This window comes from Pseudomonas sp. MF08831, assembly GCF_059862645.1.
Genome location: NZ_JCBCUX010000003.1, coordinates 448,363 through 464,821, shown reverse-complemented (window position 1 = coordinate 464,821; position 16,459 = coordinate 448,363). Strand labels below are relative to the sequence as shown.

General features: G+C 62.3%; 9 protein-coding genes. 7 read left to right on the top strand and 2 right to left on the bottom strand.

What is annotated here, in order from left to right; genetic code table 11:
* Positions 1 to 90 precede the first annotated feature (90 nt).
* The 7 genes from glmU to AC19YS_RS08285 all read left to right on the top strand — a co-directional run bounded on the left by glmU (position 91) and on the right by AC19YS_RS08285 (position 8,217).
* A complete protein-coding gene (glmU, locus tag AC19YS_RS08315; RefSeq protein ID WP_500601438.1) occupies positions 91 to 1,458 on the top strand; it encodes a bifunctional UDP-N-acetylglucosamine diphosphorylase/glucosamine-1-phosphate N-acetyltransferase GlmU in 1,368 nt (455 codons plus the stop codon).
* A gap of 228 nt (positions 1,459 to 1,686) precedes the next feature.
* The gene (locus AC19YS_RS08310) at positions 1,687 to 2,454 is read left to right on the top strand and encodes a DeoR/GlpR family DNA-binding transcription regulator (protein WP_106575964.1); all 768 of its coding nucleotides are present in this window, start codon (positions 1,687 to 1,689) and stop codon (positions 2,452 to 2,454) included.
* 10 nt (positions 2,455 to 2,464) lie between these two features.
* Complete coding sequence (gene glmS / locus AC19YS_RS08305; RefSeq protein ID WP_200624154.1) at positions 2,465 to 4,297, top strand: glutamine--fructose-6-phosphate transaminase (isomerizing); 1,833 nt, start codon at positions 2,465 to 2,467, stop codon at positions 4,295 to 4,297.
* A gap of 60 nt (positions 4,298 to 4,357) precedes the next feature.
* A complete protein-coding gene (locus tag AC19YS_RS08300; RefSeq protein ID WP_200624112.1) occupies positions 4,358 to 4,735 on the top strand; it encodes an avidin-fold protein in 378 nt (125 codons plus the stop codon).
* Between the two features lie 126 nt (positions 4,736 to 4,861).
* On the top strand, positions 4,862 to 6,373 hold the full coding sequence (locus AC19YS_RS08295) for a class I adenylate-forming enzyme family protein (protein ID WP_500601435.1): 1,512 nt from the start codon (positions 4,862 to 4,864) through the stop codon (positions 6,371 to 6,373).
* 99 nt (positions 6,374 to 6,472) lie between these two features.
* Complete coding sequence (locus AC19YS_RS08290) at positions 6,473 to 7,054, top strand: LemA family protein (RefSeq protein ID WP_106575960.1); 582 nt, start codon at positions 6,473 to 6,475, stop codon at positions 7,052 to 7,054.
* Positions 7,051 to 8,217: a hypothetical protein gene (locus AC19YS_RS08285; RefSeq protein ID WP_500601433.1), complete on the top strand. Its 1,167-nt coding sequence runs from the start codon at positions 7,051 to 7,053 to the stop codon at positions 8,215 to 8,217. The genes AC19YS_RS08290 and AC19YS_RS08285 overlap by 4 nt, the downstream gene beginning before the upstream one ends.
* Positions 8,218 to 8,369: 152 nt before the next feature.
* Here AC19YS_RS08285 and pbpC read toward each other — a convergent pair whose 3' ends face one another.
* On the bottom strand, positions 8,370 to 10,667 hold the full coding sequence (pbpC, locus tag AC19YS_RS08280; protein WP_500601431.1) for a penicillin-binding protein 1C: 2,298 nt from the start codon (positions 10,665 to 10,667) through the stop codon (positions 8,370 to 8,372).
* Positions 10,648 to 16,455 (bottom strand): MG2 domain-containing protein, encoded by a 5,808-nt coding sequence (locus AC19YS_RS08275; protein WP_500601430.1) that lies wholly within the window; start codon positions 16,453 to 16,455, stop codon positions 10,648 to 10,650. Before AC19YS_RS08275 ends, pbpC begins: the two co-directional genes overlap by 20 nt.
* Positions 16,456 to 16,459 lie beyond the last annotated feature (4 nt).

Below are 16,459 nucleotides of genomic sequence, written 5' to 3'. Positions count from 1 at the left end.
TTAAAAAGGGTAGCCTCGGCTACCCTTTTTCTTTTTTAGCAAAACACTTCTCTGGTCTGAAGCCGGACCACCCAGGATTGGTAGCCATTCATGTCTCTTGAAATCGTCATCCTCGCCGCAGGCCAGGGCACTCGCATGCGTTCGGCCCTGCCCAAGGTGCTGCACCCGGTCGCGGGTAATTCCATGCTCGGTCATGTTATCCACAGCGCCCGGCAACTGGACCCCCAGCGGATTCACGTAGTGATCGGCCACGGCGCCGACGTGGTGCGTGAACGCCTGGCGGCGGATGACCTGAATTTCGTGCTGCAGGACAAACAACTGGGCACCGGCCACGCCACCGCGCAGGCCGTGCCGTTCATCAGCGCCGACACGGTGCTGATCCTCTACGGCGACGTGCCGTTGATCGAAGTGGAAACCCTGCAACGCCTGCTCAAGCACGTAGTGCCTGGCCAGATGGGCCTGCTCACCGTAGAGCTGGATGACCCGACCGGCTATGGCCGCATCGTGCGCAATGCCGATGGCAAGGTGGCGGCCATCGTTGAGCACAAGGACGCCAGCGAAGCCCAGCGCGCTATCACTGAAGGCAACACCGGGATTCTCGCGGTGCCGGCCAACAAGCTGGCCGACTGGATGAGCCGCCTGTCCAACAACAACGCCCAGGGCGAGTACTACCTCACCGACGTGATCGAAATGGCCGTGAGTGATGGCCTGCTGGTCGCCACCGAGCAGCCCCACGACCCCATGGAAGTGCAGGGCGCCAACGACCGCAAGCAGCTTGCCGAGCTGGAACGTCATTACCAGCTGCGTGAAGGCCGCCGTCTGATGGCCCAAGGCGTGACCTTGCGCGACCCCGGCCGCTTCGATGTGCGCGGTGAAGTCACCGTCGGCCGCGACGTGCTGATCGATATCAACGTGATCCTTGAAGGCCGCGTGATCATTGAAGACGACGTGGTGATCGGCCCGAACTGCGTGATCAAGGACAGCACCCTGCGCAAAGGCGTGGTGATCAAAGCCAACAGCCATATTGACGGTGCGGTGATGGGCGAGGGCAGCGATGCTGGCCCATTCGCGCGTTTGCGTCCGGGCAGCGTGCTGGGGGCCAGGGCGCATGTGGGTAACTTTGTCGAACTGAAAAACGCGCGCATGGGCGACGACGCGAAGGCCGGCCACCTGGCTTATTTGGGCGATGCGGTGATTGGTGCTCGCAGCAACATCGGTGCGGGGGCGATCACTTGCAACTACGACGGCGCGAACAAGTATCAAACGACGATTGGTGAGGACGTATTCATCGGCTCCAATAACTCTCTGATTGCTCCCGTCACTATCGGCGATGGCTCGAACACAGCTGCGGGCTCAACCATCAATCAGGATGTGGATAAGTCGCAACTGGCCGTGGCCCGCGCCCGCCAGCGCAACATCGACGGTTGGAAACGCCCGGTCAAGATCAAGAAGACCTGAGTTATCCACAGCTCCATCAGCAACACCCTTCCAATGTGGGAGCGGGCTTGCTCGCGAAAGCGGAGTGTCAGTCACTGAATGTGTATCTGATGCACCCCCTTCGCGAGCAAGCCCGCTCCCACATTGGGTCTATGTTGTTTTCAAAAAAGTGCACCCGCCGCTTGACGATCTTTCGCCAATAGGTTTTGATTGCCCTCGTTATCTTTCGAAACGAAACTTATCATCACCATGTCGAAACGAAATACACCCCAACGACGCCACAACATCCTGACCTTGCTCAATGAACAGGGCGAAGTCAGCGTGGACGAATTGGCCAAGCGTTTCGAAACGTCGGAAGTCACCATCCGCAAGGACCTGGCCGCGCTGGAAAGCAATGGCCTGTTGCTGCGCCGCTACGGTGGCGCCATCACCATGCCTCAGGAACTGGTGGGGGACGCGGCCCAGCCCATCTCGGCTTACAAGCGCGCCATCGCGCGTGCGGCCGTGATGCGCTTGCGTGAACACGCGCGCATCATCATCGACAGCGGCAGCACCACCGCCGCCATGATCCCTGAGCTGGGCCATCAGCCCGGCCTGGTGGTGATGACCAACTCCCTACACGTGGCCAGCGCCTTGAGCGAGCTTGAACACGAACCGGTGTTGCTCATGACCGGCGGTACCTGGGACCCGCATTCGGACTCGTTCCAGGGCCAGGTGGCCGAGCAAGTGCTGCGCTCCTACGATTTTGACCAACTGTTCATCGGCGCCGACGGCATCGATCTGCAGCGCGGTACCACCACCTTCAATGAACTGCTGGGCCTGAGCCGCGTGATGGCCGAGGTCGCCCGTGAAGTGGTGGTGATGGTCGAGTCCGACAAGATTGGCCGCAAGATTCCCAACCTGGAACTGCCCTGGAGCAGCGTCCATACCCTTATTACCGATGATCGCCTGCCGCTTGAGGCCCGCGACCAGATCCAAGCCCGCGGCATTACGCTGATATGCGCGGCAATCATCTAGGAGAAAAACCATGTGTGGAATTGTAGGCGCAGTCGCTGAACGCAACGTCACCGCCATCCTGCTTGAAGGCCTCAAGCGCCTGGAATACCGCGGTTACGACAGCGCCGGTGTGGCGGTCTTCACCAACGCCGGCAAGCTTGAGCGTATGCGTCGCCCGGGCAAGGTCAGCGAACTGGAGCAAGCCCTGCTAGGTGAGCCGCTGGTCGGCCGTCTGGGCATTGCCCACACCCGCTGGGCCACCCACGGTGCGCCGTGCGAACGCAATGCCCACCCGCATTTCTCCGGTGACCTGGCGGTGGTGCACAACGGCATTATCGAGAACCACGAAGTGCTGCGCGAGCAGCTCAAAGGCCTGGGCTATGTGTTCACCTCGGACACCGACACCGAAGTCATCGCTCACCTGCTGAACCACAAGCTCAAGGACCTCGGCGACCTGACCGTCGCCCTTAAGGCCACCGTTAAAGAGCTGCACGGCGCCTACGGCCTGGCCGTGGTCAGCGCCAGCCAGCCAGACCGCGTGGTTGCCGCGCGCAGTGGCAGCCCGTTGGTGATCGGCCTGGGCCTGGGCGAAAATTTCCTCGCCTCCGACCAACTGGCGCTGCGCCAAGTGACTGACCGTTTCATGTACCTGGAAGAAGGCGATATCGCCGATATCCGCCGCGAAAGCGTGGCGATCTGGGACGTTGACGGCAACTCCGTCGAGCGCGAAGCCGTGCAATACCGTGACGGTGCCGAAGCCGCTGACAAAGGCGAATTCCGCCACTTCATGCTCAAGGAAATCCACGAGCAACCGTCCGTGGTGCAACGCACCCTGGAAGGCCGCCTGAGCCAGAACCAAGTGCTGGTCAACGCCTTCGGCCCACAAGCCGCCGAGCTGTTCGCCAAAGTACGCAACGTGCAAATCGTCGCCTGCGGCACCAGCTACCACGCCGGTATGGTTGCGCGTTACTGGCTCGAAGAACTGGCCGGCATCCCGTGCCAGGTCGAAGTCGCCAGCGAGTTCCGCTACCGCAAGGTGGTGGTGCAACCCGACACCTTGTTCGTGACCATCTCCCAGTCCGGCGAAACCGCCGACACCCTGGCGGCACTGCGCAACGCTAAAGAGCTGGGCTTCCTCGCCAGCCTGGCGATCTGCAACGTCAGCATCAGCTCCCTGGTGCGCGAGTCCGACCTGACCCTGCTGACCCAGGCCGGTCGCGAAATCGGCGTGGCTTCCACCAAAGCCTTCACCACCCAGCTGGTTGGCTTGTTGCTGCTGACGCTGTCCCTGGGCCAGGTTCGCGGCACCCTTGCCGAAGGCGTCGAAGCCACGCTGGTCGAAGAACTGCGCCGCCTGCCAGCCCGCCTGGGCGAAGCCCTGGCCATGGACAGCACCGTGGAAAAAGTCGCTGAACTGTTCGCCGACAAAAACCACACCCTGTTCCTCGGCCGTGGCGCGCAATATCCGGTGGCGATGGAGGGCTCGCTCAAGCTCAAGGAAATCTCCTACATCCACGCCGAAGCCTACCCAGCCGGCGAGCTGAAGCACGGACCACTGGCCCTGGTGGATGACGACATGCCAGTGGTCACCGTCGCGCCGAACAACGAACTGCTGGAAAAGCTCAAATCCAACCTGCAGGAAGTGCGTGCCCGTGGCGGCCAACTGATCGTGTTCGCCGACGAAAAAGCCGGTATGACCAACGCCGAAGGCACCCACGTCATCAACATGCCGCACATCCACGACACCCTGTCGCCGATCCTCTACACCATCCCGCTGCAGTTGCTGTCCTACTACGTTGCCGTGCTCAAGGGCACCGACGTGGACCAGCCGCGTAACCTGGCGAAGTCGGTGACGGTGGAGTAACACGGCACACGCTGGAGGCCCGCACCGGGTCTCCAACTTCCACGCAAGGACGCGACCTGGATGCGATCTGACTTTTCCCAACTGCGCGAACGTTTGAACGATCGCCGCTTTGCGGTAGCGGCCAACACCCAAGGGCTTTCCGGCTCGGGCACGGTGTTTCATTACCGGGTCGAGGGTAACGCCATTACGGGCACTTACCAGGGTGGCCGCATCCGCACGGGCCAGCAGGTCGGGCGCGTGACGGGCTCCAACACCCTCGAGCTTCTGTTTCAGTGCCTGACGATGGACGGCGAGCTGCTTGCCGGCTGGTCACGCGGCACGGTCGGGGTGAATCACGCCGGGCTTACCACGCTGGCGTTCGAGTGGGGGTGGTTGTCGGGCGCGACGGGTGGCGGGACATCCAGTTACATCGAGATGGCGGCACCAGCACCCCGGTAATCGGGGTTTTTTATGCGCGCTGTTTTTACGTCTTCGAAGCTTCACGAAATAAACCGGCACTTCCAGGTGTTCCCTTGGGGAGCGCGCACCACCGCGCGAGCAGTCCTAGCCCCCTGGAAGACGATCATGCCGAGCAGTTTTCAATCCATTGATGCCCCTTGCCCCTCGCAAACCCCGCTGCAGGCGCTGTTCCAGCACGCCAGCGAGCGGCCCAACGCCATGGCCCTGATTGCCGACGGCGACGTCTGGTCCTATCACCGCCTTGCCAGTGAAGTGGTGCGCCTGAGCAACGGGCTCAAGCGAGCGGGGATCGAGCTAGGTGATCGGATTGTCATGCTGGTGCGCACGTCGCCGCTGTACGCGGTGTTCCTGTTCGCCGCGATGATGAGCGGGGCAATCCTGGTGCCGCTGAAGACTGAATTCACGGCCCGTGAGCTGGATGAGTTTTTGGGGTGGCTACGCCCGACGTTGTTTGTTCATGAGGCAGATCTGCAGCCCGTGGTGGCGCAAATGGCTGCTGACGTGCTTGAGCGTACGCGCACGGTTACCAGCGCGGGCTGGCACGCGCTGTTGGGCGAGGGCAGCCGCCACACAGCTCAGGTGCCGGTGGATATCGATTCGACCTGCCTGCTGCTGGCAACGTCCGGCACCACGGGCATGCCCAAGCTGGTGGCCTACAACCAGCGGGTGATTTCCCACGTTGCCGGTGCACTGAGTGCGTGGGAACTTGATTCGCACTCCTGCACCCTCGGCAGCACGCCGGTCGCCTACGTCTCCGGTTCGTTCGTGCTGATGGCGACGATCATTCGTGGCTGTCAGGAAGTCATGTTCAGCCGTTTCGATGCCGACAAACTCCTCGATGCCATCGAGCAAGAGAGGGGCACGATGCTGTTCGTCGCGCCGTTTATCTGCCAGCCGCTGGTGGACGCCCAGCGTAAGCGCCCGCGCGACCTCAGCTCGATGCGGGTTTGTGGGGTAGGTGGAGACGCGTGCCGCCCGGTGGTTGCCGAAACCTTCCAAAACACCTTTGGGTGGCGTCTGAACAATACTTACGGCCTGACGGAATGCCTGGGCAGCATGGCCTTTGGTTCGGTATGGGATACCCTCACCGCCATCCCAGGGCGCGCGCGCCTGGTGGATGCCGACGGCGTCGAAGTTGCCCAAGGCGACGTAGGCGAACTGCAGATGTGCGGCGCCAACCTGAGCCTCGGCTACTGGACCGGTCCCGGCGACATCATCAGCCATAGCCGTGGAGTTTGGTTTGCCTCGGGCGATCTGATGGTGCAGTTGCCCAATGGCGAGTACCGCTTTGTCGGGCGTTGCAAGGATCAGATTGTCAGCTTCACCGACAAGATTTCCCCCGTGGAAGTGGAAAACCAACTGATCCTGCACCCGGCCGTCGCCGATGCGGCCGTCGCGGGCGCACCGGATTACGAAGCGGGGCAGCGGGTGGTGGCGTTGGTCAAGCTGACAGCCGATGCACCTGGCACCTCGGCGCAGGAGCTCCTTGCCTGGTTGCGTGTGCGCCTGGCGCCGTTCAAGTTGCCACGGCAGATCGTGTTGACCGAGGCTATCCCGCGCAACGTTTTAGGCAAAGTAAACCGCAATGAGGTCGTGCGAATCGCCGCGACGAATTAACGACCTCCTGTCGAATCTGTGGGCTACTGCCGGGCGCGCCGTCAGGCTTTACCCCTAGAATGCCTTCCTGTGGATAACTCAGACAGGGACGCCTTCACCATGAATATCGAACTGCTAATCGCCGGCATCGTCGTGCTGATCATTGTCGTGGGCCTGATCGGCTGGATGGTCGGGGTCTACAACGGCCTGGTCATGCGGCGTAACGATGTGGATAAGGCGTTTGCCAACATCGACGTGCTGCTCAAGCAACGGGCCGACCAGATCCCCGACCTGATGCGCGTGGTGCAGACCGCCATGAACCACGAGAACGCGCTGTTTACGCGGCTGAGCGATGCGCGTAACCAATACTTGAATGCCAGCAGCCTCAACGACAAGGTCGATGCGTCCAATCAGCTCAATGCCGCACTCAAGTCGGTGATTGCGGTGGCGGAGAGTTATCCGGCGTTGATCTCCGGGCCGAACATGGTCGAGTTGCAGCAAGCCATTTCGGCCGTGGAAGAGCGCATTGCCGACCGGCGTGAGTTCTTCAATGAGTCGGTCAACCTCTACAACATCGCCATCGCGGTGTTCCCCGACCTGTTCTTTGCGCGGATGCTCAGCTATCAGCGTATTCCGTTGCTGGCCATCAGCGCCGAAGAAACCCGCTACGAAGGCGTGAAACTTGAGGTGCCGGGGGCATGAAAACCACCCAGGCAGGCGTCGTGGTGAAGAAACCCAAGTGGAAAACCGCGTTGGCACTGGTGTTGCTCGCGGGCTTCATCAGCTTGATTGCTTATGCACCGCACATTTTTATCGCACTGTTTTTCCCCGTAGGCATTCTGGTCGGCCTGCTGCTCAGCTTCGGGCCCAGCTTCTATAAAACCGAACAGCGCCTGGCCACCAGCCAGATTCGTTCGCTGGCGATGGGCCTGGTGGAAGTACGCGGCAAAGTGATTGCCGACAAGACCCAGCTGTCGCCGGTGAATGGCAAGCCGTGCGTGGGCTATGTCTGGGTTGTCGAGGACGGCAAGAAAGACGACGACGGGCACTGGAGCTGGAGCCGGGTATCCAGCGAGGCGCGCTGCAATGACTTCCGCCTGCAGGATGCAACGGGTGAGATCCGCGTGATCGCCGAAGGCATTGATCTGTTCGGCAACAAGGCCCCTGACGATTACGAACTCGTCGGCAGTTCCCGGCGCCAAGGCGAAATCCTGCTGGTCCAGGACCTGGACGTGATGCTGATTGGCGATGCCTGTGAGCGCGACGGTAAACCTGCGATTGCCCAGGGTAAACAGCGCAATGCGGTGTTCGGCCTGGCGCTGCCCCAGGATGTGGAAAACACTCGCGTGCTGGCGCCGCTGTGGCGTGCCGGTGGTTTCTATGCGGCCGTGGTCGGGATGATCGGCGTGGGCATCATGGCCATGACGCCCGCGCATTTCGCCCAACTGCATTTACCCGGTCCCGACACGTATCAGCAAATGGAGCCACTGGGCCCCGTGTATCGGCTGCTGGCCTGGCTGTACCGCGAAGGCGGTTTCCCGATTCCGTTCATGGCGGCGTTTGGTTTTTTCCTGACGATCATTGTGGTGATGATGGCGACCCGGCTGGTCCTGCCCAAAGGCATGCGCCTGGCGGTGGGTCGGGTGTTGGGCGCGTGGATGGGCTTGGGCATGGTCATCGGCGGCGTGGTGACGCTGCTGCTGTTCGTCGCTCAAGTGGATACCTTGAAGCTGTTTCTGGTGTGGATGCTGATCCTGCTCGGCACGTTGGTGTTTTCGATCTTCGAGCAACGCAAGCTGGGTGCGGCGTTCAAGCATTTTTCCAAGGATGCCGGCAAAGCCGGCCTCGGCGACGAAGACGCCTGATCAGGGCGTCGCGCAGCAGATCAAATGTGGGAGCAGGCTTGCCCGCGAAAGCGGTGGGTCAGTCAACATCACTGTTTGCTGGGCCAACGTCTTCGCGGGCAAGCCCGCTCCCACAGGGGCGATCTGCGCTTATCCAGCCAAGTACCCTGCGATCAGGGCACAAACTCCACCTTCAACCCCCGGCTCGCACTGCGGCCCTGATCGTCACTCACGCGCAACCGGTATTCGCCGGACTTGCCCGGCCGCCAGTTCAACGTGGTTTGCGGCGGCCCTTGGCCGATCAAGGTTTGGTCGGCAAACCAATACAACGTCGCTGCGTCGCTGGCCGCGTTGGCATTCAGCGGGATGCTTTCCTGTGGCTGAGACAGCCGCAACTGGTAGCTCACTTGGGTCAGCGGCGAGCGAATTTGCGGAGCTTCGCTTTGGTCGCTGACGCGGTTGGGCTGGCAGTTTTTCATCACGCTGGGCGGCGTGCGCCGAGGCAAGCCGGCGGCGCGATACAGGCGTTGCACGTCACTGGGCCAGAACTCGAAGACTTCTTCACGGGTGTATTGCGCATCAAATGGCGGGCACGCAGCCTTGCCAGTGCGGGTGTCGATCAGCACCGGGCGGTGCAGGTTCGACACGCGAATCGGCGACACGCCGGGGATGTACCAGGTCTTGCGGGTTTGCGGGCACCAGCGGTTGGGCAACTCACCGGAAGCGGCGCAGACCTCAATGCGCACCAGCCCGGCGGGTGGCTTGTCGGGCTTGATCACCACATTGGGCAGCGCCAGGGGCAGGGCGTCAGCGATGCGAAAGAACAACGGTGCAGCGGTCTTGGCGCCGATAAACGCAGGGTTCGGTCGACCATCGAAGTTACCCACCCACACCACCAGCACGTACGGCCCGACCAGGCCGGCGCTCCACGCATCGTGAAACCCCCACGAGGTGCCGGTTTTCCACGCGGTGCGCCAATGGCGGCCGGGCAAGCCATCCGGCCGTGGGTTGCGGCGCAACATATCGCGCACCATAAACGTGGCCTGCGGCGTGAGCAGTTGCGGCCCAGTGGATTGCGGCTGTTCCTGCAAATACCGCAACGGCCGCAGATGCCCGTCGCCGGCCAGCATCACATACAGCCGCGCCAGCTCCTCGGGTGTCATCTCGCCACCGCCTAGGGCCAAGGCCAAGCCGTAATGGCTCTCGCCGCGCAGGCCCTGGATGCCGGCGCGTTGCAGCAAACCGTACAACGACGGCGATTTGACTTGGCTGGCCAGCCACACCGCGGGGATATTGCGACTACGGATCAAAGCATCCCGCGCTGTCAGCGGCCCGATAAAACTGCCGTCGAAATTTTCCGGCTGAAAGTAGCCGAAGTTACTCGGCAAATCCTTGAGGATGCTCATTGGGTGGATCACACCCTGATCCAGCGCCAGCCCATACAGAAACGGCTTGAGGGTCGACCCCGGCGAGCGCCGCGCCAACACGCCGTTGACCTGTCCGTGAATGCTTGTGGATAAGTAATCCGCTGAGCCCACCAGCGCTTTTACGCTCTGGTCACGGCTGTCGATCAGAATCGCTGTGGCGTTTGCCACACCCGTGCTGCGCCGCTCGGCGATAAAGCCGCTGATCAGGCGTTCGAGCAATTGCTGCAAGGGCAGATTAAGCGTGCTGTTCAGCTCGTTGCCGGGCTGGGACGCCAGCAGTTGTTCACTCAGGTGCGGTGCCAGGAAGGGGATCTGCTGGCGGTTGCGCGCCTCCAGCGGCAAGTCGAGCAAACTGTCGTTTCGCGGGTCTTGTGGATAAGTCTCGCGCCAGTCGGCCATCAAGCGCAGTCGCGCGTTTTGCAGCGAGGGCCCGAAACGCGCGCGCCGCCCCGGCTGCTGGGGAATCACCGCCAGCGCCAGCGCCTCGGACAACGACAACTGCGCCGCCGACTTGCCAAAGTAAATGCGGCTGGCCGCCTCGGCGCCTTCGATATTGCCGCCCATGGGCGCCAGGTTCAGGTAGGCCTCAAGGATGTCGTGCTTGCTGTAGCGCGCCTCCAGCCACAACGCCAGGGCCATCTGCTGCAACTTGCCCGGCACTTGGCGGGTGTTCAAATCCCACAGGCGCCGCGCCAGTTGCATGCTCAAGGTCGAACCGCCCTGGCGCTGGCCGCCGCTGTAGGTGGCCATGGCCGCGCGCAGCAACGCCGGGGGATTGATCCCCGGGTGCCAATAGAAATTGCGGTCTTCCTTGAGCAGCAACGCCTCGACCAGTGACGGCGACATGCGCGCGAGCGGCAGCCACAACCGGTATTGGCCGTCATCCGCCAACGTCATGCGCAGCAGCGCGCCGTCGTCGGCCAACACCACCCGCGACGAGGTGACGGCCTGTTCCAGCGGGGCGTGTGGCCACAACCGCAACCCCACCAGCACCACCGCCGCTGCCAGCAGCGGCGTCAGGCGTTTAAGGCTTGGTAATTTCAAGCTGGCCTACTTTGCCGCGCCCTTGCAGGGTGGTTTCGTACATCCCTTCGGCGTAGGCCGGAGGCGTGTTGAAGGTGCCGGCGTTGGTGGCGCGCACGCGGTAGACGAAAGTGCCCACATCGCGCAGCGCGGTGCCGTACAACACCACCCGATCATCACGCACGTCCACGTAGTCCGGCTGCCAGTTGCTCAGCTCGGTTTCGCCGATAGGCGCCTGCCAGGCATCCGCTTCTTCACTGTCGGCGGTTTCCACGTACTCCGAATCATCGCCTTCGCTTTCATCGGCGCTGGCGGTTTCCGGCTCCGGCGGCAAGTTATACACAGGCTCGACGCCGCCGGGCAGCAGGTCGACCACGGCCACTTGCTGCACTTGGTCGCGGTCGGTCGCACGCAGACGCAGACGCACCAGGAACTCATCGCCCACCGCCACTATGCTCACGGGCTCGCCTTTGAGGTCGAGGTATTCGTGGATGATTTCCAGGCCATTGTTGATCGGCTTGAGCTTGGCGCCCTTGTCGAAACCGGCTTCGCTGAGCATGTAGAACGCGGCCGGGCCGTCGGTTTTTTCCATCACCAGCTTTTGCGTAGCGCCCGGCACGGCGGCGCGTGGTGGCTGCCCGGCCATCTCCAGCAATTGCTGCTGCTTGTCGCCCAGCCAGGCGGTGGCTTTGAGCGTCATGTCGCTTTGCGCGCGCTGGCCATAGTTGTCCAGGGCACGCAGCAGCAGGGCCGCCGACAGCGAGTTGTAGCGTTGCTCGTTAAGACGCTTGCCGAGCTTATCCAGCAAGGCGGTCGGCACATCGTCCAGCAACTCAGGGAAGTGACGCGCCAGCAGGTGCAAGTGTTCGGCGTCGTGCACCAGCGGGTCGTAATACAGGCCGTCGCTGTCCCACTTATCCACAAGGGAGCGCCATGGGATTTTGCGGAACAGCGTATCGGCCTGGCGGTCCTGCTTGAGCAACTTGTAGCTGGCGGCCAGGTAAGCGGCGCCCAGGTCGTTCTGCCAGGTGTCTTTGAAGTAACTCTCGTAGCGCTCGCGGATATCACTCAAGGCGCCGCTCACGAGAATGCCCTGACGGCTCAGCAGGTAACTGGCGTACGCACGGTTGCGCAATTCCGACAGCCCTTCGCTCGGGCCGTTGGCCAGTTCTGTCAGGTAGGCGTTGGAGCGCACCAGCAAATCTTCCGGCACCGGCAGCCCGCGTTCCTTGGCTTCGATCAGGAAGTCGGTGGCATACAAGCTGGCGTACGGCGCCACGTCCGGGTTGGCGGCCCACAAACCGAAGCCGCCGGCCTGGTTCTGGCGTTGGCGCAACATACGCACCGCGTTGTTGAACGCTTGCTCGGCTTCTGGCGCCGTGCCGCCCCAGATCAACGCCGGCATGGCCTTGGACACCAATTGCTCGGTGCAGGCATAACCGTAGTCATCCAGGTAATGCTTGAGGCCGTTGGCCCACACCAGCGGCGAGGCCGCCACGCCCAACTGCACGTCGCGCAGTTGGCTGAACAGCTCACGGGTGGGCTTGAGCTCTTTGCTGGCGCCGTCGAAACGACCCAGGCTCAAGGCCACACGGTGCTCGCTCAATGGGCGGATCGAGGTGGTTTCCGCCACCTGAATGCGCTTGCCGTCCGGCAGCACGGCGATAAAGCGCAGGTCCGCCGAGCCGAGGGTTTCGCCGACCTTGATCTTGAATTCGGCGGTGCCTTCCTTGCGCGGTTGCAGTGACAAGGTGCTGCCTTTGTCGCCCTGCACGTTGAGGCCGTCGCTGGTTTGCAGCTCAAACTTCACGTCCGCCGCGGCATCGAGGTTGCTGAATACTCCGGCGCTCACGTTGAACACATCCCCCGGCGCGACAAAGGCCGGTACGTTCGGTGTGATCACGATCGGCCCACGCACCTCGGTGCTGGCCTCGCTGACGCCCACGCTGTCGGCGTCCACCGCCACCGTAAACAGGTGCAGCTTGCCGTTGAAGCTGTCCGGCACCTGGTAATGCAGCACGGTTTCACCGGCCGGCAAATCCACCAACCCGGACCACCACGCCACAGGCGGCTGATGTTTACGTTTGAACGGGTTGAGGTGGTTGGCCAGAGCGCCTTCCGTATCGCCGCCGGGCGCTGCCCCACTGAGCAAGCGGCTGAATTCCGGCAGGATCAGGTCAAGAATCTGACTGGTGCCGACCTCCAGTGCGCGCTTCTGGAAGAAGAAACCCAACGGGTCCGGCGTCTGGTAACGCGCCACTTGCAGGATGCCTTCGTCCACCGCGTAGACCACCGCGCGGCCTGGCCGGTCGGCGGTGACCTTGATGTCCAGGGTTTGCCCCGGCTCGATCTTCGCCGGGCCTTCGACCTTCAGCGCCATGCGTCGCGCATCCAGGTTGATGCTGAACGGCACCACGCCGTAGGACAGCGGGCTCATATAAACCTCGGACGAGCCTATGTCGCGCACGAACTGCACGTTGACGTAGGCATTGCCCTCAAGGCCCGCAGGCACGCGGATATGTTGCACGCTGTTGGTGCTGTCGGCCTTGAACCATTGCTGGGTGTAAACCTTGTCGCGTTCGATGGTGATCAAACCGGCGCCGGTGTACGGCGCGCGGATGCTGATCGCAATCTCATCGCCGGTGGCGTAGCTGCGTTTATCCAGGCGCAGCTGCAACTCGGCGTTACGCTCCAGGGAGCGCGACGTGTTGCCACGCCCGGCCACGCTGTAGTCGATCTGGTTGAGCAGGTTGCCGTTGGCATCCTTGAGTTGCAGGGTGAAATCGCCCGGCGTACCGGTGTTCAGGGTCTGCTTGGCGCCGTCCTTGGTCATCGTCAATGGCGAGGCGGGCTGGCTGATGTTCTTGATGCGCGACTCGTATTTGTAGGTGCCGTTGGACTGTTTCACCAACACCGACACATAACGGTGCTCGACCACTTCACTGGTCAGGCCGTCCACCGCCAATGGCGTGAGGTCTGGCGCGACGGCCAGCCACTGCACCTGACGCGGGGCGTCCTTGGCGACGTACGACAGCGAATCCTGACTTTTCACACCAACCAGATAAGGCGCGGACGACACCAGCAGCGCACTTTGCGCCGCCACGTTACGCCCACCTTCAGCCTCGAACACCTGGGTCATGACCTGCAGGCGATAGGTGCTGTTGGCGAAGCGTTGCAGGTTAAGGTCGAGCACGGCCTGGCCGTTGTCGTCGACGGTGGTTTCGGCGAGGTCTTCGGTGCTGGCGTCTTCCAATGAGTTGTTGAGGCGGAAGCGGTAATCGGGATAACGGTCGAAGGCCGCAAGCGTCGGGCTCAAGGACATCTTCGCCGTCACCCGGCGGCCGGCGGCCGGAGCGCCGAACAAGTGCATTGCAGTGACTTTGGCCACCACCTGGTCCGGTGGAATCCAGCCCAATACGGGCGTGTCGTGCAGGCTCAGGCTGACCTTCATGCGGTCCGGCTCGAAATCGCGGACCTTGAAGCTGACACTGCCCAGGTCGGTGCGGGTGTTTTTCTCGCCAATCAACTGCAAGGTCGCGGTGTAATCGCCTGCGGGGGCGACGTCGCTGCTGGGGAAATCAAAAGTTTCAAAACCGCTGGTGGACAGCTTCAGGGGTTGGCGAATCACCTCCAGGCCACGTGGGTCGGTGATTTGCAGCTCCACCGGCAGGCCTTGCAGGGCGCCTTTCCAGTTGCCGCTGCGCACGATCATGCCCAAGTGCGCGGTCTCGCCAGGGCGATACAGGCCGCGGTCGGTAAACAGGTAGGCGCTGAGGCGATCAATCGCGCCGTCTTCTTCCAAACCGCCTACATCAAAACGCGACAAATCCAGCTGCTGCGACTGACGGGCAATCGGCAGGAAGGACTGATCATTGCCACGAGTGACTACATACATCAGCGGCGTTTTCTCACGGCGCAATTCATCCAGCTTGGCGAAATGCGCATGGCCTTCGGTGTCGGTGCGACCACTGCTGACCGGCAGGCCGTTGCGACCAATGATGTCGACCTGTGCGTCGGCCACCGGCGAACCGTTGCCGATCGACTGCACGTACACATCATGGCTGCCATCGCTGGAGCGCTTGGCGATGATGCCCAGGTCAGTCACCACGATAAAGCGCAGGTCGCTGGTACTGCTGCGGTCGTACTCGAACGTGCGTTCTGCGGGGTCATCCTGAGGGCTGAGCTTGAGCACGAAAATGCCACGACGCCCGCCGTTGGCGGTGAGGTAGTGGCTCAGATCGACGTTGTCGTAGACGGTTTTCGCCGGGTCATTGGACGACAGCGCAATATCCAGCGACTGGCGCTCGACCATCCGATCAAAGTATTCGTTGCCGAAATTGGGCCGGGCAAAACTGCCGCTGCTCTGGTCCACCAGGTGCTGCAACTGGTTGGGCAGCAGCCGGGCGATTTCCACATGGGCGCCGGGCACGCCACGGGCCATGAAGCCCAGGCGTTTTTCACCGTTGAGGCTCAGCAGCGCGCCGTTGGACAGGAACTGCAGCGTGCGCGGATACGCCGGCATGCTGATCAACGAGGCCGTAGGGTTTTTCGCCAGATAGCCGCCGATGGCTTCCAGGTTGGCGGGCACACGCACATACAGCGCGCGACCGGCCGGGGCCTTGAATTTGAACGCGTGCAAGGTGTTCAGCGGCTCGACGCTGGGCACATGGGTCAGAGCAACCTTGGTGCTGCGGGCCAGCAGGGCGTCATCAATGTCGTTGCTGGTATAGGGACGAGTATCGTCCTGGGCTTTTTCCGGCAGCAGCCACGCCTGGACCTTACCGGCAATGGTGTCATCGGCCACAGCGCTGGAGCTGCTGAACATCAGCACCGGTTCAGGTTCGCCGCGTTCATTGTCGACAAAACTGACGTCGGCGGCGGTGAAGGTCAGGCGATAACGGCCGGGCACGGTGACTTCCGACACCAGCGGCGCGGTGCTGGCGTTGCCACCGTCACGGGCTTTGATGCCTTCGTCGAGCCTGGCGCTGACCGGCGTGCTTTCCAGTGGAGTGGCGAGGGCGGCAGAGCGTACGTAGGCGTTGAGCTTGTTGTCGTCGAAGGTGATTTCCGGGCGGTTGGGCAACTGCGCGTCGCGGTAGGCCAGGCCTTTGCCGAGGGTCACAGACACGCGCTTGCGCAGGTTGTCTTCATCCACCGGGTGGGAAAAGTGGAAGGTCGCGACCAGCTGTTTCAGCGTCGGGTTGGATGGGTCTTGATACAGCTCGTTTTGCGCCAGGGTGGCGCGGAACGGCTGGGTGGAAAACTGGCTGCTGTACTGGCTGAGCAACACGCCGTCGGCCAGGAGGTTTTTCTTCGCCAGGTCCAGCGTGTAGTGGGCGTCTACAGGCCAGTCTTTTTCTGGCACGAACAGTAAAGTGCGGTCATCGGACCAGCGCCAGGCGCCTGCCACGTTGGGTTTGAGGGTGATGCCCTCCGTCACCGGTTTGCCAATCGCCGCCAGGGGGGCCACGGATTCGGCGAAGCGCACCTGCAAGTTATCCACCACCGGCGGTTGCTGGGTGTAATCCGTCAGGTTCGGCTTGTGCAACGAATAACCAACGGTGTGCGGCTGCGGCAGGTTTGAATACCAGTGCCAGCCGTAGAATCCTGCGCCAGCCAGTAACACCAGGCCCAGCACGCCGGCGCCGGCCTGGCGCGGATAGGCGCGAGCGTTGCGGCCCAGGTTCGCAAAGCCTCGACCTATGGCGCGCAGCCAGAAAGGCGGCTGCCATTGGCCGAACAGGGCACTCACCACCGTGGTTAACAGGCCGAGAAAACGGCGACTGATCGCTTTCAACGAATCGAACATGGTG

What these genes read in the sequence shown, in the direction of transcription:
- glmU (WP_500601438.1), top strand. Translation starts at nt 91, where the DNA reads ATGTCTCTTGAAATCGTCATCCTCGCCGCAGGCCAGGGCACTCGCATG.
- AC19YS_RS08310 (WP_106575964.1), top strand. Translation starts at nt 1,687, where the DNA reads ATGTCGAAACGAAATACACCCCAACGACGCCACAACATCCTGACCTTG.
- glmS (WP_200624154.1), top strand. Translation starts at nt 2,465, where the DNA reads ATGTGTGGAATTGTAGGCGCAGTCGCTGAACGCAACGTCACCGCCATC.
- AC19YS_RS08300 (WP_200624112.1), top strand. Translation starts at nt 4,358, where the DNA reads ATGCGATCTGACTTTTCCCAACTGCGCGAACGTTTGAACGATCGCCGC.
- AC19YS_RS08295 (WP_500601435.1), top strand. Translation starts at nt 4,862, where the DNA reads ATGCCGAGCAGTTTTCAATCCATTGATGCCCCTTGCCCCTCGCAAACC.
- AC19YS_RS08290 (WP_106575960.1), top strand. Translation starts at nt 6,473, where the DNA reads ATGAATATCGAACTGCTAATCGCCGGCATCGTCGTGCTGATCATTGTC.
- AC19YS_RS08285 (WP_500601433.1), top strand. Translation starts at nt 7,051, where the DNA reads ATGAAAACCACCCAGGCAGGCGTCGTGGTGAAGAAACCCAAGTGGAAA.
- AC19YS_RS08275 (WP_500601430.1), bottom strand. Translation starts at nt 16,455, where the DNA reads ATGTTCGATTCGTTGAAAGCGATCAGTCGCCGTTTTCTCGGCCTGTTA.